This window comes from Kyrpidia tusciae DSM 2912 (assembly GCF_000092905.1).
Lineage (GTDB): Bacteria > Bacillota > Bacilli > Kyrpidiales > Kyrpidiaceae > Kyrpidia > Kyrpidia tusciae.
This window is the reverse complement of record NC_014098.1, coordinates 2,697,976-2,721,224: the sequence shown is the minus strand read 5'-3', so window position 1 is coordinate 2,721,224 and position 23,249 is coordinate 2,697,976. Positions and strand designations below refer to the sequence as shown.

Genomic DNA, 23,249 nt, shown 5'->3' with positions numbered 1-23,249 from the left:
CTGCGCCAGCAGCGTGGTGAGTTGTCGGTGCAGCGGTTTTTCATTGAAATTGTACCTCTCGAATAATATCCTCCTTCATCATCGGCTTCAATGCCTGAACCGTTACCAAATCAACGGGCAGAATCGGCGGGTGCAGACGGTGGATGCCAATTCGGCCGTCGGCCGCCCCGGCAGGGCGGGGCCGAGACAACGACCAAGGACAAGGAGCGATGAAACCATGGTACAGAGAGAATCGAAGCCGGAACATAATTACAATTCCACATGCCGCGCGAAGACATAAGACGCGAGAGCGATCATGAGCCCGGCGAGGATGAAACCGGCCACATAAGGATACAGGACCGCCCAGGTCACAACGAGATGCAAGCCCCCGTCTGTTTCCTGCTCGATCGTGATCGCGCGACCGCCCACCATGAACCACGCCCACCATCCGCCGCCGGCGAGGGCCCAAAGCAGCGGAAGGGCGGGCCGCAGCGTGGAACGGCCCACGGTGCCCATCAGGAGACCGAAGGCTCCTGCGACAGGAATAAGGCCGAGCATCAACGCGTTCCACTCGAGTCCGGTAATAAGAAAGGAAGCAACGGCGGCCGTGTTCCAGGATCCCTCCAATACGGGCATCATACAGAGGCCAACCAGCGCGATGATGACGTAAACCACAGCAAAGATCAAGGCGCTGCGAAGCAGGCAGGCCAAAAACTTCGCCAGCACCAGTTGCCGGCGGGGCAGGGGCAACGTCAGCCACCAGCCGACAGTGCCGATTTCCCATTCCCGGGTGATGAACCCATTGCCCATGCCGAAGGCGGCAAAGAGCAGGGCCCAAGTAAAAGACCAGAACGCGTTCAGAAAGGTGGGCTTTCCATAAAGGCTGACATAGGGCCCTGTCGCGACGACCAACAGGGCTACAGCGATCGCATAAGCGATCCACCACATCCCGGCGATGTTGGATTTCCGCCTCTTGCGCCCCTTGAGGTCTTGGGCTACCAATGACCAGAAGGTCTGTGCCGTCATGTTTCGGACCCTCCTAACGATACAAAGTTTGCATCAGGGCTTGCATCGAACCGTGTTTCCTTCGCAGATCGTCCGTTTCTCCACTGAGGATGACGCGCCCTTCATCGAGAAAGACGGCGACATCGAAAAGTCGCTCCGCCTCACGGATTTCATGGGTGCTCATGAGGACGGTCGACTCGCTTTCACTCAAATGATCGATCAACGCCTCGATGATCTGTCCCCGGGAGATGACGTCAATCCCCGAGAAGGGCTCGTCGAGGATGATCAGGGGCACATGCCTGGCGATGCAGAGAATGAGCATCAGCCGGGCCTCCTGCCCGCGGGACATGCCTCCCGCCCGCAGGGAAAGGTCGAGTTTCATAAAATTGGCCAATCTCTCCGCCATCCCCCGGTCGAAGCCCGGGAGAAAGGTTTCGCCCCAGCGAAAGGCCTGATCCACCGTATGGTCGGGATACCAGCGAGCGCGGTCGGGCAGGTAGGCGATTTGCCCGTTCGTCCGCCACCCGGGCGATTGGCCCAAGACGCGAACGGTCCCCCGGTCCGGTCGAACGAGTCCCACCAAGAGGCGAAAAAGGGTCGATTTCCCTGCCCCGTTCGGTCCCAGAATACCGATGACTCGGCCGGGGTCGAGGGCGAGATCCAACTCGTTCACAGCACATTTGGACCCGTACCGCTTGGTGACTTTTTGACACAAAATGGCCGGTTCGCTCATTGATCTTCACCGCCTCCTCGAGTTTCCCGCAGGTAGCGAAGGATATCCTCCCAGGAAAAGCCGAGATGATGCATTTTCTCCATGAATTCCTGTACGGCCCGGCGGGCGAACTCGTCCCGGAAGCGGGCCACCCGCTGCTCCGAGGTGGTGATAAACGTTCCTTGCCCGCGCCGGGTTTCGGTCAGCCCGAGGCGTTCCATTTCCTGATAAGCATGCATCACGGTATTGGGGGTGACCCGGAGCGCCTGGGCCATTTCCCGCACCGAAGGAATCTTTTGTCCCAGGGCGATCTCTCCCCGGGCGACGGCGCCGCTCATTTGGTCCAGGATTTGTTCGTATAACGGCTGGCTGAGATCGAGGAGAAAATGTAAAGAGCCAACCCGCAAGTCCTCCAATGGCTTCCCTCCCCTCAACGCGAGGAGTGTCATTTGACTTACGTGTATCATAACGAGTGATACACAAAAAGTAAAGGGGCCCAAGACGTCGCGTGACCAGGCGGGTAACATTTTGCCGGAAGGGGTTAAAATATGGCTTGCGCCTGAACCAACTCCTGTATCACAGTGCGCCGGCGATGGGCCTTCGATCCGTCGCCGGCGGCGTTTTTTCAAGACGGTCATCCCGTACCGGCGGTCAACCGATCCGCCCCAGCACCCGGTCGATGTCCCGGTTGAGCCGCGTCACGTCCGGCGGGTTCACCGGGGCGTCGCTGAGGCGGTATTTATGCTTTAATTGCAGGATTCGGCAGACGCTGTCGTCGATGCGGGCGGCGGGGAGGGTTCCGTCTTGCGCCGCCCGTTGGAGAGCCCGGATCACCGCCGTCTCTTTATCGTAATCGTGTCCGACGAGCACCAGGTCGGCGCCGGCCCGCACGGCTTGAACCGCCGCCCGGCCGATGTCGTCGTTTTGCACGATGGCGCCCATGGTCAGGTCGTCGGTCATGATCACGCCGTCAAAATGCATCTCCCGCCGCAGCAAATCGGTCATGAACGCCGGGGACATCGAGGCGGGATGGGCCGGGTCGATCTTTGGGAACAGGATGTGGGCGACCATCACCGCCTCGGCGCCGCTCTGGATCGCTTGACGAAACGGCGCCAGTTCGAACGAGCGCAACCGGCCCAGATCGTGATCCACCCGGGGCAGCCCGAGGTGGGAGTCCACCGAGGTGTCGCCGTGGCCGGGAAAATGTTTGACCACGGAGATGATGCCGCCGTCTTGGATACCCCGCATCTCGGCGACCCCCTGCCGGCTCGCCGCATCGGGGGTGGAGCCGAAGGACCGGTCGCCGATCACCGGGTTATCCGGGTTGCTGTTGATGTCCAGGACCGGGGCAAAATCCGTATTGAAACCGAAGGCCCGAAGTTCTTCGGCCATCACCCCGCCGACGGCGCGGGAAAGATCGGTGTCGTTCCGCCGGCCGATGACCGCACTTGCCGGCAACTTGTGAACCTCGTCGGGCATCCGGCTGACCCGGCCGCCCTCTTCGTCCACCGAGAGGAAAAGAGGCGCCGGATTGCCGGCGTTGTCGCTCTTTAACCGATTCAACAAAGCCGCCAGTTGAGAGACATTTTGTATATTATTTTTATATAAAATAAATCCGCCCACGTGATCGGTTTGGATGAGGGAGGCGGCGTGCTCGTCCACGGTATACCCGTCGAGGCCCACCAAGACCATCTGCCCGATTTTCTCGTCCGGGGTCATCCGCGCGAGCTCCTCCCGGATCGGATCCGGCCGACCTCCGGGCTGTCCGGGCGGGGTTCCGGTTCCCGGGGCGATGCCCGGGCCGCCGGGGTTTGGGGAGCCCGGCACTGCACCCGGGGGCTGCCCGGTGGGGCCCGTGCCGGAGGGAGCGGGCCGGCTCGGCGCACCGGTGGGGCCGCACCCGGCCGCGAGGGCCAGTGCCGCAGACAGCGACAAGGTCGTGGCGAACGACGCCCATCTCACTTTAGCCCACCCCCGCCACGTCCGCCACCAAGGCCAGCACCAACAGCGCCGCCATCGCCATGGCTGCCGGGAAACGCCAGCGGTTCGCGCGGCCGGCGCGGCCCCGGGGCAGCGAACGAGCATACAACAGCGCACCGGCAGCGACCAGGGCGCCTTCCAGGGCGATGCTCACCGCCGGGACCCGCCACAACCCGAAACCGAGCAGCGGCAGATTGCCGAGATTCCCGGGCAGGATCGGCAAGTCACCCCGGTGCACCAAAAGGTCTAAGATCCAGTGGCTGAACGCCAGCCCCCCGACCACCGTACCGCCGCGCTTTCCCCACCATCGCCGGGCCGCCAGTCCGGCGACGGCGGACAGGATCAGCGCGCCGGCCAGGGAGTGGGTATAGTAGGCCTGAAACACCCACCGGCCGTAACCGCCCTCCCCCTCGCCGGGCTGCATCGTCTCCACCCCGGCCGCCAACAGCGGCCCGAACGCGATGTCGAGCCACTGGGTGCTGAGCATCAGCGCCCACAGGGGCACTTCCGGTGCCTTCCCCTTCACTGCCGCCGCCAAGCCAAAATGTCCCGCAAACATGATCGTCTCTCCCTTCGCGTTCCCGTCGATGTCCCCCCGCGGCATGTTCGCCGCCGCCCCAAGATTTCCGAACCGCGCCTGTTGTCCCGGGATCCGGGCCCCGGAGGCATGGGCCGGATTTCGGCGAATCCCCGGTTAGGCCGCGCCTTCGTGGCCAGGATCGACCGGCGCCGAACCGCCTCAGCGCGTGCCCCGGGCTTTCTGATCCAACCAGCCGCATCCCCCCGCGAACAGCAGTAAGAACACGAGAAAACTCATTCGCGATCGCCCTCCGTTCCCTTCGACGTTTCCAAAAATCCGGCCAGGAGCACGTCCACCGCCAAATCGAAGGTGGGCTGCAACCGGTCCGTCAACTGTTCGGCGGGTTCCCGGGAACCCAGCACATACGTGCCGATCATGCCGTTGAGCGCGAAAAAATAAATCCGGGCATAGGCCCAAAGCCTCGGATCGTCGTCGCCCAGTTTCAAAAATCTCCCGATCGCCCGCCGCAACTTGTCGAATAAGCGGTTCCGCAGCCTCTGGACCTCCAGGGCCGGTTCCGCCTCGTCCACCCGGCTTCCCTCGGCCATGAACAGGACGTTGTAGAGGTTTCGGTTGGCCAGGCAAAACCGGATAAACTCCCGGGTCGCCGCTTTGAGCGGTTCCTCTGGTCTTTGCGCCGCAGCGCCCGGCTCCGGAGTTGCGGCGGGCGGCCCGGGGGTCCCGTGTGGCTCCGGCATACCCTGTTTCTCCGGCCTCACAGGTTCCCCCGGCATGGAGCTTTGTCCCGGGGTTCCGCTGCGGAGGGCCCGATCCATGCGCCGCTCGAGCTCGTGCAGCGGGCCCACCGACAGCTCGTGAAGCAGTGTTTCTTTGTCCTTAAAATACAGGTAGATCGCCGTGTGCGAGCACCCGGCGTCCCGGGCGATTTCCCGCATGGTCACGGCGTCGAACCCCCGCTTGGCAAACAGTTTCGCCGCCGCCGCTACAATCGCTCGTTTTGTTTCTTCGGAACGGATCTCCCGTTTTCTCTCCGCCATGAAAATCGCCGCCCGACTAAAGTGATAACCGACGGTTAGTAACCGATGGTTAGAGTTTAACCTGTGGAGCGGGGATTGTCAAGCAAGAAATCGGGCCCTGTTGTTTCGCGGGCTTGTGCCGGCTGAGACACTTGGCAGCCGGCCGGTCGAAGGGTCATTCCGGCCACGACAACGGTTCCATGCCGGAGCCCGCCGATCTGGCGTCCCAAGCTGTGGAAATGGCCCGGACCGTCGCCCCGCCGACAAAATTGGTTCTCGGAATCCCCGCCCCCACAGAGAGGCCGGACCGTCAGGTGACTAAAGCCGGCATCGCCAAACGAGACGGCCTCGACGTATCGCTATTTGGCGACTCGGGCTGGTTGCGGGGCGATGTGGAATGCGCTGAGAACCCCGGTGGTCCCGACCAAGGGGTGAGGCGGTCGGCCCGAATGTGCCGTGGACAAACGGTCTCGCGCGGACGCGGGTGTCGATCGGGATGCCGTCGTGAATCGGGATCTATAGGTGCCCATCCGTCGGATCGGCAGGCGCCGGGGGTGGGTTCGCAGGGCGGATTTGGCGTAAAATAAGTTTGAATTATGGGTTGGAGCAGGGGCGCGGCGGGGACGTGGACGGCACAGCTCGTTTGCGCAGTGATCATGGTGAATGTTTCGCGAATGACATCCGGAAGAGCCAAAGTTGCCAAGGGTATGCCCGAACCCCTGGGCGGACATCGGCGAAAGCCGTGTGAATTTTTTGGGGACCTTCGATCTGTGTGCGCGAACCTGGAGTGATGTAGAATTCGCCGGGGGGTTCGCGATTCGCGGTTTTTGCCGGTATAATAGGGAATGCGAGGGGCGGAGGCTTTGTAACCGCCCGGCCGAAATCGGGTTCGTTGCGAGGTTCGCGAAACATGTCCCCGAATGCCGCGATTTGCAAGGCGTGACGGGCCAAGAGCAGCTCCGCGGGTTGAACCCGCGGCCCCGTTGAAGGCGCGTCCACCGCCTGCACCGGTCGCACTCGCCCCGCGCAGCTCCGCGGGTTGAACCCGCGGCCCCGTTGAAGGTGTGTGAGCCCCGTCGGAGCGGGCAGGGACGTGCCCCCCGCAGCTCCGCGGGTTGAACCCGCGGCCCCGTTGAAGGCGTCTGCCCCGACCACCGTCGGGTATCCGTACTCGTGCGCAGCTCCGCGGGTTGAACCCGCGGCCCCGTTGAAGGGAACTGACGGTCGCCTGGTGGATGCTGGCATGCACCCGCAGCTCCGCGGGTTGAACCCGCGGCCCCGTTGAAGGGACTTCCACAACCTTGCAGAAGCCGATCCTGGGACGCAGCTCCGCGGGTTGAACCCGCGGCCCCGTTGAAGGCGGGGGGGTTAGGAATGACATTCCTAAGGGTACGGGCAGCTCCACGGGTTGAACCCGCGGCCCCGTTGAAGGTTGTGCTCTTCACGCCTTGCCTGACGGTCCTTATGGCACTGGCAGCTCCACGGGTTGAACCCGCGGCCCCCTTGAAGGACTACAGGGGGAATGAACATGGCGCGGATTGCGGCTGGTAGCTCCGCGGTTTGAACCCGCGGCCCCGTTGAAGCCTGAAACTCCGTTTGGCTCAGACGTCCTGCCGATTGGAGACGTATCTCCGCGGTTTGAACCCGCGGCCCCGTTGAAGGTACGGTGCAAATCGAACTGGACGATGGGCTGGTAGAGTAGCTCCGCGGGTTGAACTCGCGGCCCCGTTGAAGGCAGAAGGCATACTCCTGTTCAAGACGTTCTCGATCACTCGGCCGTAGCTCCACGGGTTAAACCCGCGGCCCCGTTGAAGCGATGAGCCCGGTGCAGGTATCGGCGGGATGCGGGAAAGTAGCTCCGCGGGTTGAACCCGCGGCCCCGTTGGAAGCTCGAGGTGATCGGAAGCCCTGGTCGTTTCCCCAACGGTCACGGCTGTGGATGTATAAGCGATCCGGCCGCGATTCGTAGACGTAGTCGACCGCATAGTTGTGCATTCTAACATCCCCGCACATCGAGGTTCTGCCTTGTCGTGTCGATCATCCAAACAGTTTGATTCGGCCGGCGGCCCAAATCCGGTCCGGGATCCTATCTGCCGTGAAGACCGCTAGCATTCGGAGCACGTCCGTTGATTTGCAATCCTATTCCGTACTACGATTGGTCAAGGGAGACCGACATTGTTCAAGGCTGTGGATGTATGGCCGCATCTCAAAGCATCCGCGTGGCGGGTCGACTGCTTGACCTCGTTGCCCTGATCATCAGCCATCCAAAAGAATATACGGCGGCCCGTTAGCAGAGTATTGCCACGTTTCCGTACGCACCATCCGACGGGATATTCGCCTCGTGGAGGACCTGGGTATCCGAGTCGAGTCAGAGCCTGGCGGCGGCTATTTTATTTTGCGAGACCTGCAACGCCTACCGGGGATTTTGACCGAGGATGAACGATTCGTCATCGAGATCATGCCGCTGCTGGTTCAAGCGTCTATCGCCGACGGCCGTGTTCACCCCCTGATCACCACATATCGGCGCGCCGTTCGGAAACTCCTGCCTGACATCGTCCTTCCGTTTCCTGGAAACCTTCGTGAATCGATCCAAACCAAAGGTGGGGTTATCGCGGAACTCGCTCGTTCTTTCGAAGAGTCGGATGACCGTCTGGTGCTCGAGATTCTCTATGCGGTTCGTATGTCCCGTACCCTGGAGATTGAATACACAAAAATCGGCGCCCTCCGACATGAGACGCGGTTGGTGGATCCGTACTATCTCGTTCCTTGGCAAAATTCCCTGTACATCATCGGTTATTGTCATCTTCGACAGGCATTCCGGACCTTCAAAGTGGTACGCGTCCACGGTGCTAAATGTCTGGGGAAAACGTACGTCCGGGACCCGAACTTCTCGCTCCGGGAATTCCTGAAGTCGGCGTGGGGGATCGATGAATCGGGGGAAGAGGTTGACGTCCATCTCCGTTGCGGGATTGCGGATTATTCAATCTCCGCATCAATCATGCTATGCTAAGATATAAAAGCAAATGAGAGGGGGTTTTTCGAGGCGCGATGGCCGATGCCGAAGCCTTCTCCGAATTATTCGGACAGACTGTTGGGTGCAGGCCTTTTCCGTATCAAGTTCGTTTGGCGCTGGACGCTCACATTCCTGGATTGATTCGGGTCCCGACGGGGCTGGGGAAGACGGCGGCGGTGGTGTTGAGCTGGTTGTGGAAAAGGCGTTACGCGGCGCCGGAGATTCGACGGTCTTGTCCCAGAAGATTGGTGTACTGTCTTCCGTTGCGAACGTTGGTGAACCAGGTGGCCGACGACGTCCTGGGGTGGTTCAACAAGCTGGGAATTCCGGTTTTCGGTCATCCGGGGGATGGGGCCGTTCAAAGCGAGGTGTTTGAACCGGCGGGAACGGAGCCGATCGGCGTGCACATCGTAATGGGCGGTCGGATGGACCGGGATTGGGTGAGATACCCTGGGCTCGACCAGATTCTGATCGGTACGCAGGATCAGTTGCTGTCCAGAGCTCTGAATCGGGGCTACGGGGTGAGCCGGGGCCGGTGGCCGATGGAGTTTGCGCTTTTGCACAACGATGTTTGGTGGGTGTACGACGAGGTACAGTTGATGGGCGGGGGCGGAATCTATACGACCGCCCAACTGGAGTCCTTTCGCAGAGAATTCGGTACATACGGCCCGGCGTACAGCACGTGGATGTCCGCCACCCTGGATGCGGAGTGGCTGGACACGGTGGATTTCGCTCCTCGTCGATCGGAGTTGCACGTCCTCGAATTGGATGAGCGGGATCTCGTTCATCCCGTGGTCCGTGAAAGGCGCTCCGCCAAAAAACGGCTGCATTGGACCGACTTTGCAGTCAGCGCGTCGACTGCAACCCGTCCCAAGGAGTACGCGGAGGTGCTGGCCAGGCTCGCGCTGGAGCAGCACCGTGAGGGATCGCTGACCCTGGTGGTTTTGAATCGCGTGAATCGGGCTCAAGAAGTCTATCGGCAGCTGTTGGCCATGGGTGCCGAAGCCCCGGTTCGACTGGTGCACAGCCGCTTTCGGCCTGAGGATCGGCAGGAGATATGGAAATCCATTCCGGAGATCGAATCCTCAGGCGGGATCCTGGTGGCGACCCAGGCCGTGGAAGCCGGGGTGGACCTTTCTGCTCGCACGTTGATCACTGAATTGGCCCCGTGGGCCTCTTTGGTTCAGCGTTTCGGGAGGTGCAACCGGCGGGGAGAGTTTGATGGACAACAGGACGGGGCCGCCGTCTGGATCATTGATCTCGAAGATGAACCCCGGTGCGCACAGCCATATGCGCAAGACGAAATCGCCCAGGCGAGAAAACGACTGCAGGAACTGACGGATGTCGGGCCGGCTTCTCTGCCGACCTGGGCGATGTCCCGCCCGGACGGTCAGGTTTTGCGGCGCAGGGACCTGTTGGACCTGTTCGATACCACCCCGGATCTGGCCGGTTTGGATCTGGATGTTTCCCCGTATGTCCGGGACGTGTCGGATACGGACGTCCAGGTGTACTGGCGAAACGTCGGGGCGGCCCCGTCGGCGATCGATTGGCCCGCGCGAAGGGACGAGATCTGCAGCGTCTCTCTGTCCGCCATGCGAGAGTACCTCGTCGCCAAGAAGGACAATCGGACGCGGAGGGATCGGGTTTGGACCTGGGATTGGTTAACCGGAACCTGGACGAACTTTCAGGAGAAAAACCCTGTTCCGGGTCGGGTTTTTCTCCTGGATGCCGCTCTGGGTGGTTATCGCCCGGACATCGGATTCGATCCCGGAAGCTGGGAACCGGTCCCGGTGATCCCTGTCGCCGATGAATCGGGGTCCCGATCCCGGGCTACCGTTGCGGGCGGTGAGGAACAGTCCGACACCGACGACCCGAACAGCTACCCGGGCTCGTTTGTGCTGCTCACGGATCATTTGAAACATGTGCGGGAGGCGGCCGAGCGCCTGGTGGACCACTTTGAGGGCACGGTGCCCTCCAGGCTGCTTTCGGCCGTGGTGGAAGCCGCCGGGTGGCATGACGTCGGCAAGGCACACCCGGTCTTCCAAGAGCGGTTGTTGGCCGGATTACCGGCCACAGATCCGGTGAGGCGATCGCTTTGGGCGAAATCGGGCCAGCCGCCGCGCACCGGCACTGAGGCTTCGGAGCCGCAGGTCGGGGGACAGGTCCGGGGGGTCGAACCGCCCGGTGACGGAGAGGGACAACAGGTTCGGCAAAGTGAACCATCCCGACGTCATTTTCGCCACGAACTCGCCTCCGCCCTGTCGTACCTCCAATTTCATGATCCGGAGCGGCCGAACGGCCTCCGGGATCTGGCCGCGTATTTGATTGCCGCCCACCACGGGAAGATCCGCATGTCGATTCGATCGCTGCCGGATGAGGTTCCGCCCCCGGTCGATCCCAATCAGCGATGGTTGTTTGCCCGGGGCGTCTGGGACGGTGACTCCCTGCCGTCGGTGACGTTGGAGGACGGGAAAGTCTTGCCGCCCACTCCATTACGGTTGGGCTGGATGCTTTTGGGACGAGGCCCGTGGGGGGAAAGTTGGCTCCATCGCGCGATGGGCTTGCTCAACGAGTACGGACCATTTCGGCTCGCTTTTTTGGAGATGTTGCTCCGTGTGGCCGATTGGCGCGGGTCCGAAGCGGAGGTGCATGTGTCGTGATTTCCCTAACCGGGACAGCTCCTCAGCCGTTGTCTCACTACCTGAAGGCGTTGGGCGTTTTTCGCATCCTGGCCGAGCAGGCGGATCCCGAGGCAAGGGGATGGTGGGAGGACGAACGATTTCACATCGAAACCGCGTTACATCCGCAAGACGTGGAATCTTTCTTTCTGGCGGAGTACCGGCCGACGCCCCTGGTTACGCCGTGGAACGGGGGAAGCGGATTCTTCGGCCGAGACGAAGCCCTGCGCGGGATTGAGGAGTCGCAAACGCAGCGATTACACCTATATCGTACTACGATTCAAACAGCCCGGGCCATTCTGAAGGAGTTCGGACTGGAGAAGAAACCCGATAACAAAGACAAACGGCCGCTGGTTCAAGCCTGCCGAAACCGCTTCCCGGATGCGGCGGTTGCTTGGGTGGATGCTGCTGTGGTTTTGACCACCGGGGATCTCGGGTTTCCGCCGCTCGCGGGCACAGGAGGAAACGATGGAAACCTCGAGTTCACGAACAATTTCATGCAGCGGATCCTGAACGTCATGTCGCCGAAGACCGGACAACCCACGGATACGGGCGGAATGTGGCTGCGGGCGGCGCTGTGGGGGGATGCGACACCGGAACTGATTCGGGGAGCCATTGGGCAATTCTCCCCGGGAGAAGCCGGTGGCCCGAATGCCCGCAGCGGATTCTCCGGTGAGTCCTTGGTCAATCCGTGGGATTACATCTTCATGCTGGAGGGGGCCTTGGTTTTCGCTTCAGCGGCGGCGAAGCGTTTGGAGAAACAGTCCGGATCGGTGGTGTCGGCGCCGTTCACGGTTTACCCGACTACGGTGGGACACAGGTCCACGGCGGAATTGGACGGTGCGCAGGCCGCCCGGGCGGAAATGTGGATGCCGCTTTGGAGGCAACCGGTGTCCTTGCCGGAACTGTTGTATATTTTCCGGGAAGGCCGGGCTCAGCTTTCCGGCGACCGGGTGCGGCGTACGGCGAAAAACGGCGTGGATTTTGCCCGGGCATGCGCCACGTTGGCGGTGGACCGCGGGATTGAGAGCTTTCAGCGTTACGCCTTTCTCATGCGATCCGGCAAGGCGTATTTGGCCGTACCGTTGAATCGGTTTATCGTCCGTCGACAGGCCTACGCGGAGCTCCTTGCGGAATTGGACACGTGGCTGGATTTGTTTGCTCGCGTGGAGAACACCTCCCATGCCTTTCAGTCCGCTCTGCACAGGATCCGCGAGGCAGAGTTCCTCTACTGTCAGTACGGGGGCGCCCGGCGGATGCAGGATGTGTTGGTGGCCCTGGGGCGGGCCGAACAGCTGTTGGCTCGTGTTCCATCCGCTCGACAGAAGGTGCCTCCCCTGGTGCTGCGCAACCCCGGCTGGTGGCGGGCGTCCGACGACGGCTCCCCGGAATTTCGTATTGCGGGGGCGTTCGTCTCCGTGTATCCGGGCAGCGCGGGTTCGATCCGGTCGTTTTTGTCCCCGGTGGACCCCGGGCACCCGGGAAGGTGGGGTCCGGAAACCGATCCTCCGCGTGTGGTCTGGAAGCACACCGATGTGGCGGCCAACATGGCGGCGGTGCTGCGCCGGCGGTTGTTGGAAACCCATCGAAGTGTCGGAGGCGGAGAGAACGCGGGAAGTGCTGCGATATCGACGGACGAGTTCGATAAACCCACCGCGGGGCCGCGAACGGTGCCATTGTCGCTCATTGGGCAGTTCTTAAAAGATCCCGGTTGGGATGCCCGGGTTGCCGATCTGATCTGGGGCTTGTTGCCTCTCTATAGATCCGTGGCCTCCGACGAGGTTCGAAGCTCGGGGTCCCCGGGGTTCCGATTCCACCGGTCCATGACGCCTTTGCCCTGGGCTTATATCCTGGCCAGGCTGATCAGCGCGCCGAACGCTCAGTTGCAGCGGGTTTTTCCCGGTGCGATGCCGCTGCCGGTGCCCGACCGGATGCTTTCACTGCTGGCCGCGGGGGAACTCAACCGGGCGGCGGGCGTGGCCGAGCAACGGCTCCGGGGCAGTGGATTCTCCAGTCCTTTTTTCCGAAAGGGCTCCCTGCCTCGGGTGAACCACTGGACCGCGGGCAACCCGCAGCGAACCGGTACGCGAATCCTTGCGGCTCTGGCATTGCCGATTGCCGACCGCGATCTGCGACAACTGGCGCAACTGGCCGGACTCACGTCGGAAACCGGGGCGGAGGCGGCGCAGCCCGGGATTCTCCCGTGAATTCACGGCGGAGTGGCCGGCGCCGACCGTTTGTCTCTTATTGTTCGCATGAAGGGGGAGAGGATCATGAATCCGGATTTTTCAATGCTCAGGGATCAACCGAGACTGTTGATCGAGGCGGACCTCCGGCCGATTCAGGGCACGAGGTTTCAACCCACAGGATTCCCCGATCTGGGAGCGGCCCAGTACGAGGGGCCGGACGGAGAGTCGCTTCTTTTGGTCGAGTCGGCGCAGAGCATGGCCAACCGAATGGAAGCGGTGTGCTGGGACGAACAAGCCGAGGATTGGGTGGAGCCTCTTCGCGGGTTGCCGATGGTCAAAGTGGTGAAACCGGACGGGGACCTGCTGACGAATTCTCTGCTCGAGTCCCATCGGTTGAATTCGCCGTACATATTGGAAGGAAAAGATACGTCGGTTTTGGACCGACTGAAACACGAGTTAAACAGCATGGAACAAGGGCCGGTGGATCTTCGCAAACTGGCGAAAACCGTGTTTCGATACGACACGAATGCGTTGCTGCATGGCGTGTTTTTGGCAAAATCGGAACTGGCCGGCGGCAGGTTGCGTCTGCCCCGGGTGCTGTCCGGTTTTATCGAGGCGGAAGGGGTGAAAGTGGCTCAGAACGGCGGCGTCAAAAACGACCGGGTGAATCCCAGCGGCGATACGCGCAAAGGTTTCGGGAACGTTCCGTTTCACCGGGAAGAATACACGGCCAAGCGGATCGTGGCTTATTTTAACGTCGATCTGTCCCAAATTCGATCTTTCGGGCTCGAAGACCCCGGGGAAGATTTTCTCGTTTCTTTTGCTCTTTACAAAATCCGCCGGTTTCTGCGCATGGGTTTGCGTCTGAGGACGGCTTGCGATTTGGAATGTGTCGCTTTGCGTGCCACTCGTCCCGAAGGGTGGGCCATTCCTGAAGAAGAAGATCTGGCGCGCGCCCTCCCGGATTACATCGGACGAATGCGGGATATGGGTCTGCTGGGCGAGTCGCTGGTTGTCCGTTATGTGCCGAAGTAGGGGGTGGGATTCACATGGAAGAGCGGTGGGCCATGGCTTTTCGGTTTCCGGCGGGGTTGTATCACGCGAACCCGTGGGGACGGCATGTGAACGAGGGAGAGGTCGAATGGCCTCCGTCACCCTGGCGCCTTCTTCGCAGCCTGCAGGCGACGTGGTTTGCCAAGCGCCGATTGGTATTGGCGGACCCGGGAATCGCAGTGGAGGAAGGCCGTCCCGAGGCGAGCTTTGAACAGTTGATTTTAAAATTGGCCTCCGTGTTTCCCGTTTATTATCTCCCGAGAGTCAGTCGAGGACACACTCGCCATTACATGCCCGGTGCCGGGGGCAAAACATCTCTGGTTTTCGACGCGTTCGTGCGAATTCGCCCGGAGGACCGGGTGATCATGGCTTGGCCGGGTGTGACGCTGAGTGCCGGAGAATGGTGTCTTCTTGACGGGTTGCTGCCACATGTGGGCTATCTGGGGCGGAGTGAAAGCTGGGTGGAAGCCCGGCTGGTTCCCTGGGACGGTACGGCGAACTGTTACCCGGCCGATCAAGAAACGGTGTTCGCCAGATCCCCCGAGGCCATGGAGCCGGTAACAGTGATGGCGGTGCAGACCGAGGATCGGTTTTCGGCGTGGAGGGACGGGGTTTTAGAGGGAGCGCAGGTGAACCGCGGCGGGGCCCGGGGACGGGGACGCCGGCGGTCCCTCCACATTCCCGAGCGGTTGTTCGATGCGTTGGCCGTGGATACGTCGGATCTCGAGCAGGGGGGCTGGAATCAGCCGCCCGGGAGCTGCAAGGTGACCTATCTTCGGCCGTACAACTGTTTTGTGCCGGAGTTTACCCCCGAGACCTTCGGTGGGTGGGGCACCGGGCCCATCCATGCGGCGCGGTTTGCTCTGGCGGGGAAGCCGCTGCCGAGTCAGTTGGATGCGGTGGCCGTGGGTGAACTGTTTCGCCGCGCCCTTCTCCGTCTTCTCGATGCCGACGCCCCTTCTTTGATCACCGGACGGGACGATAACCGCCGGGTCCTCGCGGACAGCCACCGCCATGCATTCTTTCTCCCGGAGGACGCAGACCGGGACGGGCGCGTGGACCATCTGTTGCTATACTGCGCGGATCCGCTTCCGGAGACGGTGGGGGCAGCATTGCAATCGTTGATCAAATTGTACACAGGGGAACAGGAATGGAGGGTTTTCCTGGAAGGCGTTGGATCGCATCCAGGTGAGACGGGCGCCGGGAATGTTGTTTCATCTCTGTTCGGACCGTCTCGGGTATGGGAGTCGGCGACCCCGTACCTGCATCCGTGGTTTCAGAAGAAGGGCGGGCGATTCGGAAGGAAGGAACAATTGCGCAAAGAGATTCGCCTCCGGGGACTACCGGAACCGCTCTCCGTGGAATGGAAACCGTTTGTGCAGGTCGGCTCCCGGCCGGTGACCACGGTTCAATTCCGCCGCTTTCGAAGTGGGGGAAGATCGCAAAATCAACCGGATCGACAGGGGGGATTCTATCGGGTGGAGTTCCCGGAGCCGGTGGCGGGACCGTTGGCGTTCGGGTATGGGTGTCACTATGGTTTGGGACTGTTTATTCCCGAGCGACCGGTGCCGTCTGAGAACGGGCAAGGGGACCGCAACGGTGAATCCGGGTTTTAAGGTTGACCGGGGGCGGATCAGCTTCCTGCAATTTGGAAATTCGAAGCAAGGGGCTGCGGTGGCCGGACTGGCGAGTCGCGAACACCTGCGGAGGTGAGCGCGGACTTGATGAAGCACACCGGGTTCGAATTGCCGGTTGTTGTCGCCTTTCGGGAAAATGCCCCTCATGATACCGGTTCCCGATGTTGCGCGAACCTGTAGTGATGCCGTGAATGCGGGAGGTTCGCGATAACCCGTTTTCTTTGATAAGATGGGAGTATCGAGTAACTCGGAAGTGGGAGTTGGTCGCGTACAAACCCGTCCAACGGGAGGTTCGCGAAAAAGCGCACGTTAAGCCTTGTTGTACAAGGGCTTGGAGAGGAAGAGTGACTCCGCGGGTTCACCCCGCGGCCCCGTTGAAGGTTTGTTCTCGGACGAATGATGTGTGGCCTTGTCCCGTGACTCCGCGGGTTCACCCCGCGGCCCCGTTGAAGGCTGACTGACATTTTGGCGTCGACCGATGACGCCGCTGTGACTCCGCGGGTTCACCCCGCGGCCCCGTTGAAGGGTAGCATGTCGTTCCGGCCAGGCAATTCGTGCAGAGTGACTCCGCGGGTTCACCCCGCGGCCCCGTTGAAGGAGCATCGTCTTCGCTTTGTTGTAGACCAGCATCTGCGGTGACTCCGCGGGTTCACCCCGCGGCCCCGTTGAAGGAACAATTGGATCAGTGCAGTCAGTAACAGATTGCACGGCTGTGACTCCGCGGGTTCACCCCGCGGCCCCGTTGAAGGCTGTCGGTCGTGGACTGGAGCACCAGCCACGCCGATTTCGTGACTCCGCGGGTTCACCCCGCGGCCCCGTTGAAGGGGTCTCATGGCCGAATGGCAGGGAGGAGTGATTCCGTGACTCCGCGGGTTCACCCCGCGGCCCCGTTGAAGGACGACGTACCTGTTCACGACTCCGGACGTGCTGGTGGAGTGACTCCGCGGGTTCACCCCGCGGCCCCGTTGAAGGACCAAGGAGATGCTCAACGTTACGGCCTTGGACGTTGTGACTCCGCGGGTTCACCCCGCGGCCCCGTTGAAGGGGAACGATGTTCAGCGGCGATCACCCCCTGAATCTCCGTGACTCCGCGGGTTCACCCCGCGGCCCCGTTGAAGGGTTCACGTCCATCGGCGTCGCGTCGGCTACACTGGTCGTGTGACTCCGCGGGTTCACCCCGCGGCCCCGTTGAAGGGCATAAGTCTCGCAACCTTGAAGTGCGTCGCATCCTGAGTGACTCCGCGGGTTCACCCCGCGGCCCCGTTGAAGGATGAACACGTCCCGCACGAATTCATCCCGAGTCATGAGCGTGACTCCGCGGGTTCACCCCGCGGCCCCGTTGAAGGTTCGGTTTTTCCTCCATCTCGGCCATCGGTTCGGGCGTGACTCCGCGGGTTCACCCCGCGGCCCCGTTGAAGGATCCATCACCCCTTTCACAGGCCCTGCTGCGTCGAGGTGTGACTCCGCGGGTTCACCCCGCGGCCCCGTTGAAGGCTCCATCCGCAAAACCTCTTCCAGCTCGGCAGCTTGGGGTGACTCCGCGGGTTCACCCCGCGGCCCCGTTGAAGGACGTGTTTATCGATGTTGATCTCGGGCTCGACCCAAGTCGTTGTCAGGCGACCGGTGCAAGCCCTTTCTTGAGAAGAATTGCATTTGTCACTCCATGAGCACGTCTAACCTGACGGAATTCTGTGCACAATAGTAGGTGCAAGGATCGACGAGATTCATCGGTGGGGCGGGAGGGGTGACATGTGGAACTATTTTCCCATGGACGGCGGTTGGAGTGGGAAGATGAGGATATTGTGCCGTTGTCGGCTTTACAACACTACAGCTATTGTCCCCGTCAATTTGCGCTGATCCATGTTGAACAAGCTTGGCAAGAGAATGTTTACACGGCGAAGGGAAGATGGGGGCATGAGCGCGTGGATGAAGAGGGGAAGCGGTCTCAGGAAGATGTGGAGGTGTTGACGGCCCTGGCGGTCTGATCCGATCAGTACGGGCTGGCGGGACGATGTGACCGGGTGGAGATTCGGGGCGGTGTGCCGTTCCCGGTTGAGTTCAAGCACGGAAGACTCAGATCGTCCGTCCACGACGAGCTCCAACTCTGCGGCCAGGCCCTCTGTCTGGAAGAAATGTTCGGTGTGCCTGTGCGGCGGGGTGCGATCTACCACATTCAATCGCGTCATCGGCGGGAAGTGGTATTGGATGAACCTTTACGCAGACGGGTTGTGGAGGTCATTGAGGCAATCCGCCGCACCGCTCGATCGGGCGAGCTTCCCCGGGCTGTGAACGACGCGCGGTGTCGTCATTGCTCTTTACAAGCCATTTGCCTTCCGGAGGCTACGGACGGGCATATACCGGAGAACTGGTCCGATTGGCCCCCGGCTCGGCACGCTGTTTGGGAAGAGAAGGGAAGCATCGGGATGGATTCAGGGGAACCCTCGGCTGACGTCCAGGCGGCGGAGTCCCGAGGGTGAAAGGAGAGCATGCGCTTTGGTTCAGGAAGCCATGAATATTCTGTACGTCCAGACAGATGGTGCCGTGCTGAGGCTCGATCACGATAATGTTGTGGTCATGCTGAGCGCCAAGAACAGGACCTCCGCGGCGGGTGACGGCGGCACAGCAGGCGAAGCTGCAAGGCCGGGTGCCGATCCCGAACAGCGTCGCTCCCGAGCCGGTGATGCCGCGGCCGCCAGCCTGCGGGTCCCGCTGCATCACCTCCAAGGGATCGTGACCCTCGGCCGGGTGTCCTTAACCAGCCCGTTGTTGGCCCGGTGCGCGGAGGACGGCCGGGCGGTGGTTGTCCTGAACTCCCGCGGTAAGTTCCTCTACCGCATCGAGGGGCGACGGTCGGGAAACGTCTTGTTGCGCATTGCTCAACACCGTGTTCTTCATGACTCCGAAAAATCTGTCCCCATCGTTCAAGCCGTTCTGGCCGGTAAATTGCATAACAGCCGTCATGTCTTACTCCGGGCGGCCAGGGACACTTCCGACGATGTTGCACGGGCCGAATTACAAGAGACGGCGGCGGAAATCGCCCGGGATTTGCGCCGGTTGCCGAAGGTGACCGATCTGGAGACGCTGCGGGGAATCGAAGGCATCAATGCCAAACGGTATTTTGCCCAATTCCCCCGCCCGCTGAAAGGTGCGGAAACGTGGGAATTCTCCGGTCGGACCCGACGTCCTCCTCGGGATCCCGTCAACGCTTTACTGTCCTTTCTCTACACCCTGTTGGTTCACGACTGTGTGTCGGCGGCGGAAACCGCGGGACTGGATCCTCAAATCGGCTATCTCCATGCATTGCGGCCGGGCCGCCCCGCCATGGCGCTCGATCTCATGGAAGAGTTGCGGCCGGTTTTGGCGGACCGGGCAGCCATGACGCTCATCAACCGCAGACAACTCAGTGAACGCGATTTTAACCACCTGCCGGGCGGCGGGGTGATGCTGAACGAAGCCGGGCGGAAAACGGTTTTGGATGCCTATCAACGGCGCAAACAGGATACTTGCCGCCACCCCCTCTTCAAACGCACGGTGACATTTGCGATGCTGCCTTACATTCAGGCTCGTCTGATGGCCCGGGCCATCCGGAGCGATGCCGTGTATGTTCCATTTTTCTACCGGTGAAAGGAGAGGCCCATGTTTGTCCTGGTTGCTTATGATATCTGCACCGATACCAAGGCGGGGCAAAAACGATTGCGGAAGGTGGCCCAGGCTTGTCAACGGGTGGGGCAGCGGGTGCAAAAATCCGTTTTTGAATGTACGCTGGATGAGGTCCGGTTTGTCGGCCTGGTGCGCACATTGAGCAGAATTATGGATAAATCCGAGGACAACATCCGCATCTACTGCCTGGGTGAACAGCGCCCCCGGAACATCGTACAACTGGGCCGCAGTTCCGCGGTGAATTTCGAGGATCCATTGATTCTGTGAGCCGAAACCGAGACAGGCAGCGGCGGTGCTAAGAGCGGATCGCGGATGTGGGCGCCGAGCAGTTCCGCACGCGGACCACCGCGGGACGTCCGGGCTCGGCCGCTGCGCCGCCTCCCGCCTTTCAAAATTCCTTGCTCAGGTACAGGCGCAAGCACGGCCAGGAGCTGATCGGCACCGAGTTTCTCGGCGGGGCCGGATTCCGTCGAAACGTTCGATCAGGGTGCGCGAACCTGGAATGATGCCGAATTGGCGGGGGTATAAATCGTGTGATCACGATCACGTGGAATGGACCGATCATCGAGGTTGCGTGAGTCGTGAGGGGGCTCATATGCCCGTGCAGGCCATTGGTCTTCCGCTTTTCGAACAGGGAAAAAGGCCCCGGATTCAATCGGGGCCTTTCCTGTTAATGACCCTTGTCAGTGAAACCAAGTTGCTCTTTGAGTGCATACTGAAGGACCTGGGAGAAGTTGACCCCTTCTTTCTCCGCCGCGTCATTGAGCCACTTGGGGATGGTCAGGGTTTTCTTGACGGATCGCGCATCCAGTTCCTTGCGAACTGGACCCATGGAGACGCTGACCAACACGACAACGCCTTTTTCTCCATCCTCCAAGTATTCTTCGAGACGGAGGTCTTTCACGGGAGTGGGCTCCGGAATTTCGTCTCCGTCCTTTTCCATTTCGTAAAGGTGGAGTCCCAACGCTTCTTGGGCCATCTGGTAAGCGTGGTCTTCATCATCTCCATGGGAAACACACCCCGGCAGATCCGGGAAGGTGACACCGATTCCCGGATGTTCGTCGTAGTGGAAAACAGCTGGATAAACGTAGATGTCTTTCTTCATCGTGCACACTCCTTTGGGGCGAAATTGAAGGGAAGGCCCGGGGTTACAGGAGCTTGACACCGGATTGCCGTTCGATGCTTTTGATGACTCCCTTTTTCAAGTTATTTACCGGATGCTGGACGGTGACCTTGCCTTTCTTGATAACCTCTCTTGATGATGGGGGTATCTGGAATCACTCCCTTCAATTTTATTTTAACACGTATTTAATACGTGTTAACATTTTTGTTTGTGATTCCCCCACGCTTGGGCAGACGTCGAGCCGAGCCGCTGGGAGGTGTGGGACGGCGACACGTTGTCTTCCGTGATCTTGGGGGATGGGAAGACACGATACGACATTTACACCGACACCAAGGGCGGGCAGAAGCGGCTGCGGCAACTGAACCAGTCCTGTCAGCGCGTCGGCCAATGGGTGCAAAAATCGGTATGCGAATGCATGGTGGACGAGGTGCGGGACGCCGGCCTCGTGCGCACATTGAGCCACATCATGGATAAATCTGAAGATAACATGCCGGGGCACAGATGGGCCCGCCGGGGGCCTCCATGCGCGCCTAAAACTCCCACCTCTCGTATAGGCGGACAGACAGCGCCAAAGAGGCGGCATACAGCACCGCCGTCACCACCAAGGCCGGTAACCACGCGCCGGCGTTTCCCATGGCCATGGCGTGTACAAACGAAGGGATAGGCTCGGGGGCGACGGCGTGTAAAGCGCCGAGGCTCCGCACTACTACTGCGGCTGCTGAAAAGACGAAAGCGAACACAAAGACCAAATACTGTATAAATGCCGGACCGAGCCAGTAGTAGATGGGCAACATCACAATCGACCACACGGCCGCCCCGATGACAATGCCGCCCAAGTGGATCCAACCCATGGGCTGGAACAACGGAAAACGAAAGGTTACAGCGGCCGCCGCCGCCAAATCCACAAGAAGGAACCCAAAGATACCGAAAACCACCGGCTCGAGGTACCGAACGACAACCATGGAGCGCCGGGTGACCGGCAGGCTGTTCAACAGGACATCGGCGCGGCCCCGGGAATCCACCTGGATACATTGCATCATAAACCCCCCTGTCCAGACGATGATCCCGAGGGCGTCTGTAGATGGGTAACGGGATAACGCACACAAGATCAGGATTGCCAGGACATTGAAGGCAAGAATTTTTCGGTACATGATGAGGTCTTTCACCAAAAAGCTACGCATGGGGCTCCCCCTTCACCGTGTAGAGCATAATGTCGTCCAGTGAGGGCGGCTCCGCCAGGACCTGTTTGCCGAGCGCCGGTACTGAGTCGGTGGGGGCCAAGCCCTCGAAGCCTACCCCGGTTTCCCGGAGTCCGATCAATATCCGCTTGACGCCCGGCGTCAGGATCTCCCTGGGCCCTTTGACCACCCGGTACGCTTCCAGCAGCCGATCTTTTTCCCCGCTGTACACGATCCGGCCGCGGTGGATAAAAATCAGATAGTCGGCGATCCGCTCGAGGTCCGTGGTGATATGGGTGGAGAAAAAGATCGCTTTTTCTTCGTCCTGGATCACCTCGGACAGAAGCTCCAGGATCTCGCGGCGAATGACCGGATCGAGGCCGGACGTCGGCTCGTCCATGAGAATGAGGTCCGCATGATGAGACAACGCCAGGGCAATGGAAAATTTCATTTTCATACCGGTGGACAGGGCTTTGATCTTGCGATCCCCGGGGACTTCAAAGGCATCCCGGTAGCGCCGGTACGCCGTTTCATCCCACTTGGAGTAAAAGGCCGCGACAACCGTTTTCACCTGTTCCACGGTTAAATCGTCGTAAAAAGGCGGTTCGGCGTAGACGAAGCCGATGCGGTTCATGACGGTTCTGTTGTTGCGGAGATCGTTCTGTCCGAACCTTCGAATCGTACCCGCATCCGGGTGCAGCAGGTTCATGATCAGCTTGATCGTCGTCGTCTTGCCGGAGCCGTTGGGCCCGATGAACCCGGTGATATACCCTTTTTTGATCGAAAATGATACGTTCTCCAGCCGAAATCCCCGGAACGTTTTGCAGACCCCGTCCAGGATGACAGCGTCTTCCATCTACCGCTCCTCCTCGTACAAACTCTCCAACATCGCTTTGATCTCCTCCAATCCCAAGCCGAACGCGCGGCACTCCCTCACCACGGCGGACAATTGTTCCTCAATGGCCTTGAGCCGCTGTTCCCGCAGGAAGGACGGATTCTGGCCGGCGATGAACGACCCCTTGCCCACCACGGACACGAGCAGCCCTTCTTTTTCCAGTTCATCGTACGCTCGTTTGGTGGTGATGACGCTGATTCTCAGGTCCCGGGCGAGCTGTCGAATCGACGGCAAAGGGTCGCCCTCGCGCAGTTCCCCTCGGAGAACCGCCTCTTTGATCTGCCGCTTAATCTGTTCATAAATCGGCTCTTTTGAGGTGTTGGACAAAATAATGTTCATGTTCGCCTCTCGGGATGGGACGTTTGTACGTAATGTTCATATACAATATATACACTATGAACGGGCGTGTCAAGGGCGTGCAAACACTCAGTTAAAATCTTACCGAAAGGGGGTTGGCTCACTCATGAAGAAACCTTACCGAAGGGATCGCGGTGCGGATGTCCATAATCGGCAAGCACGCTGCCGATCGGAAAAATCACAGATCCTGGACGAGTTGCAAGAGACACTGGGATATGCCCGCAAATACGCCA

General features: G+C 60.6%; 17 protein-coding genes, 2 pseudogenes and 1 CRISPR repeat array. Of the genes and pseudogenes, 9 read left to right on the top strand and 10 right to left on the bottom strand.

The genetic code is table 11. The features are described 5' to 3' along the window. Positions 1 to 249: 249 nt before the first annotated feature. The 6 genes from BTUS_RS13475 to BTUS_RS13450 form a co-directional block, all read right to left on the bottom strand. Positions 250 to 1,005, bottom strand: coding sequence for an ABC transporter permease subunit (locus BTUS_RS13475; protein ID WP_013076625.1), 756 nt, complete (start codon positions 1,003 to 1,005; stop codon positions 250 to 252). 13 nt (positions 1,006 to 1,018) lie between these two features. Beyond that, a complete protein-coding gene (locus BTUS_RS13470) occupies positions 1,019 to 1,717 on the bottom strand; it encodes an ABC transporter ATP-binding protein (RefSeq protein ID WP_013076624.1) in 699 nt (232 codons plus the stop codon). Further along, positions 1,714 to 2,112, bottom strand: coding sequence for a GntR family transcriptional regulator (locus BTUS_RS13465; RefSeq protein WP_013076623.1), 399 nt, complete (start codon positions 2,110 to 2,112; stop codon positions 1,714 to 1,716). The genes BTUS_RS13470 and BTUS_RS13465 overlap by 4 nt, the downstream gene beginning before the upstream one ends. A 235-nt stretch (positions 2,113 to 2,347) precedes the next feature. Continuing rightward, positions 2,348 to 3,658 (bottom strand): beta-N-acetylhexosaminidase, encoded by a 1,311-nt coding sequence (nagZ, locus tag BTUS_RS13460; RefSeq protein WP_083780210.1) that lies wholly within the window; start codon positions 3,656 to 3,658, stop codon positions 2,348 to 2,350. Position 3,659: 1 nt separating this feature from the next. Beyond that, positions 3,660 to 4,235, bottom strand: coding sequence for a hypothetical protein (locus BTUS_RS13455; protein WP_013076621.1), 576 nt, complete (start codon positions 4,233 to 4,235; stop codon positions 3,660 to 3,662). A gap of 254 nt (positions 4,236 to 4,489) precedes the next feature. Further along, positions 4,490 to 5,254 (bottom strand): TetR/AcrR family transcriptional regulator, encoded by a 765-nt coding sequence (locus BTUS_RS13450; RefSeq protein WP_013076620.1) that lies wholly within the window; start codon positions 5,252 to 5,254, stop codon positions 4,490 to 4,492. Between the two features lie 2,251 nt (positions 5,255 to 7,505). Here BTUS_RS13450 and BTUS_RS13445 point away from each other — a divergent pair. The 8 genes and pseudogenes from BTUS_RS13445 (at position 7,506) to cas2 (BTUS_RS13410) (ending at position 19,730) form a co-directional block, all read left to right on the top strand. Continuing rightward, positions 7,506 to 8,243: a helix-turn-helix transcriptional regulator gene (locus tag BTUS_RS13445; protein ID WP_280990940.1), complete on the top strand. Its 738-nt coding sequence runs from the start codon at positions 7,506 to 7,508 to the stop codon at positions 8,241 to 8,243. A 38-nt stretch (positions 8,244 to 8,281) separates the two neighbouring features. Next, positions 8,282 to 10,906: a CRISPR-associated helicase/endonuclease Cas3 gene (locus BTUS_RS13440; protein WP_013076619.1), complete on the top strand. Its 2,625-nt coding sequence runs from the start codon at positions 8,282 to 8,284 to the stop codon at positions 10,904 to 10,906. After that, complete coding sequence (cas8g1, locus tag BTUS_RS13435) at positions 10,903 to 13,131, top strand: type I-G CRISPR-associated protein Cas8g1/Csx17 (RefSeq protein WP_013076618.1); 2,229 nt, start codon at positions 10,903 to 10,905, stop codon at positions 13,129 to 13,131. Before BTUS_RS13440 ends, cas8g1 begins: the two co-directional genes overlap by 4 nt. A gap of 66 nt (positions 13,132 to 13,197) precedes the next feature. Next, on the top strand, positions 13,198 to 14,148 hold the full coding sequence (cas7g, locus tag BTUS_RS13430; protein ID WP_013076617.1) for a type I-G CRISPR-associated RAMP protein Csb1/Cas7g: 951 nt from the start codon (positions 13,198 to 13,200) through the stop codon (positions 14,146 to 14,148). A 14-nt stretch (positions 14,149 to 14,162) separates the two neighbouring features. Then, complete coding sequence (csb2, locus tag BTUS_RS13425; protein WP_013076616.1) at positions 14,163 to 15,782, top strand: type I-G CRISPR-associated protein Csb2; 1,620 nt, start codon at positions 14,163 to 14,165, stop codon at positions 15,780 to 15,782. A gap of 365 nt (positions 15,783 to 16,147) precedes the next feature. Then, a CRISPR array of direct repeats spans positions 16,148 to 17,372; the repeat unit is 37 nt; unit sequence GTGACTCCGCGGGTTCACCCCGCGGCCCCGTTGAAGG. 182 nt (positions 17,373 to 17,554) lie between these two features. Continuing rightward, positions 17,555 to 18,280: pseudogene (gene cas4, locus BTUS_RS13420) on the top strand (CRISPR-associated protein Cas4). A 16-nt stretch (positions 18,281 to 18,296) separates the two neighbouring features. Then, complete coding sequence (gene cas1c / locus BTUS_RS13415; RefSeq protein ID WP_013076615.1) at positions 18,297 to 19,427, top strand: type I-C CRISPR-associated endonuclease Cas1c; 1,131 nt, start codon at positions 18,297 to 18,299, stop codon at positions 19,425 to 19,427. 12 nt (positions 19,428 to 19,439) lie between these two features. Next, positions 19,440 to 19,730 carry a CRISPR-associated endonuclease Cas2 gene (gene cas2, locus BTUS_RS13410; RefSeq protein WP_013076614.1) on the top strand — a complete coding sequence of 97 codons (291 nt, stop codon included), beginning with the start codon at positions 19,440 to 19,442 and terminating at the stop codon, positions 19,728 to 19,730. Positions 19,731 to 20,133: 403 nt separating this feature from the next. Here the strand turns inward: cas2 (BTUS_RS13410) and BTUS_RS13400 are convergent, their stop codons facing one another. Continuing rightward, positions 20,134 to 20,568 (bottom strand): type II toxin-antitoxin system HicB family antitoxin, encoded by a 435-nt coding sequence (locus BTUS_RS13400; protein ID WP_013076613.1) that lies wholly within the window; start codon positions 20,566 to 20,568, stop codon positions 20,134 to 20,136. 274 nt (positions 20,569 to 20,842) lie between these two features. Here BTUS_RS13400 and cas2 (BTUS_RS18965) point away from each other — a divergent pair. After that, positions 20,843 to 21,061, top strand: a pseudogene (cas2, locus tag BTUS_RS18965) (CRISPR-associated endonuclease Cas2); the annotation flags it as partial. Positions 21,062 to 21,116: 55 nt separating this feature from the next. Here the strand turns inward: cas2 (BTUS_RS18965) and BTUS_RS18960 are convergent. The 3 genes from BTUS_RS18960 to BTUS_RS13385 are packed head-to-tail and all read right to left on the bottom strand — an operon-like array spanning position 21,117 to position 22,998. Beyond that, positions 21,117 to 21,767, bottom strand: a complete 651-nt coding sequence (locus BTUS_RS18960) for an ABC-2 transporter permease (protein ID WP_013076612.1) — start codon at positions 21,765 to 21,767, stop codon at positions 21,117 to 21,119. Further along, positions 21,760 to 22,620, bottom strand: a complete 861-nt coding sequence (locus BTUS_RS13390; protein WP_013076611.1) for an ABC transporter ATP-binding protein — start codon at positions 22,618 to 22,620, stop codon at positions 21,760 to 21,762. The genes BTUS_RS18960 and BTUS_RS13390 overlap by 8 nt, the downstream gene beginning before the upstream one ends. After that, a complete protein-coding gene (locus tag BTUS_RS13385) occupies positions 22,621 to 22,998 on the bottom strand; it encodes a GntR family transcriptional regulator (RefSeq protein WP_013076610.1) in 378 nt (125 codons plus the stop codon). Between the last annotated feature and the right edge of the window lie 251 nt (positions 22,999 to 23,249).

Excerpts from the sequence above, each read along its gene's own strand:
- BTUS_RS13475 (WP_013076625.1), bottom strand. The coding sequence starts at position 1,005 with ATGACGGCACAGACCTTCTGGTCATTGGTAGCCCAAGACCTCAAGGGG.
- BTUS_RS13470 (WP_013076624.1), bottom strand. The coding sequence starts at position 1,717 with ATGAGCGAACCGGCCATTTTGTGTCAAAAAGTCACCAAGCGGTACGGG.
- BTUS_RS13455 (WP_013076621.1), bottom strand. The coding sequence starts at position 4,235 with ATGTTTGCGGGACATTTTGGCTTGGCGGCGGCAGTGAAGGGGAAGGCA.
- BTUS_RS13450 (WP_013076620.1), bottom strand. The coding sequence starts at position 5,254 with ATGGCGGAGAGAAAACGGGAGATCCGTTCCGAAGAAACAAAACGAGCG.
- BTUS_RS13440 (WP_013076619.1), top strand. The coding sequence starts at position 8,282 with ATGGCCGATGCCGAAGCCTTCTCCGAATTATTCGGACAGACTGTTGGG.
- cas7g (WP_013076617.1), top strand. The coding sequence starts at position 13,198 with ATGAATCCGGATTTTTCAATGCTCAGGGATCAACCGAGACTGTTGATC.
- csb2 (WP_013076616.1), top strand. The coding sequence starts at position 14,163 with ATGGAAGAGCGGTGGGCCATGGCTTTTCGGTTTCCGGCGGGGTTGTAT.
- cas2 (WP_013076614.1), top strand. The coding sequence starts at position 19,440 with ATGTTTGTCCTGGTTGCTTATGATATCTGCACCGATACCAAGGCGGGG.
- BTUS_RS13400 (WP_013076613.1), bottom strand. The coding sequence starts at position 20,568 with ATGAAGAAAGACATCTACGTTTATCCAGCTGTTTTCCACTACGACGAA.
- BTUS_RS18960 (WP_013076612.1), bottom strand. The coding sequence starts at position 21,767 with ATGCGTAGCTTTTTGGTGAAAGACCTCATCATGTACCGAAAAATTCTT.
- BTUS_RS13390 (WP_013076611.1), bottom strand. The coding sequence starts at position 22,620 with ATGGAAGACGCTGTCATCCTGGACGGGGTCTGCAAAACGTTCCGGGGA.
- BTUS_RS13385 (WP_013076610.1), bottom strand. The coding sequence starts at position 22,998 with ATGAACATTATTTTGTCCAACACCTCAAAAGAGCCGATTTATGAACAG.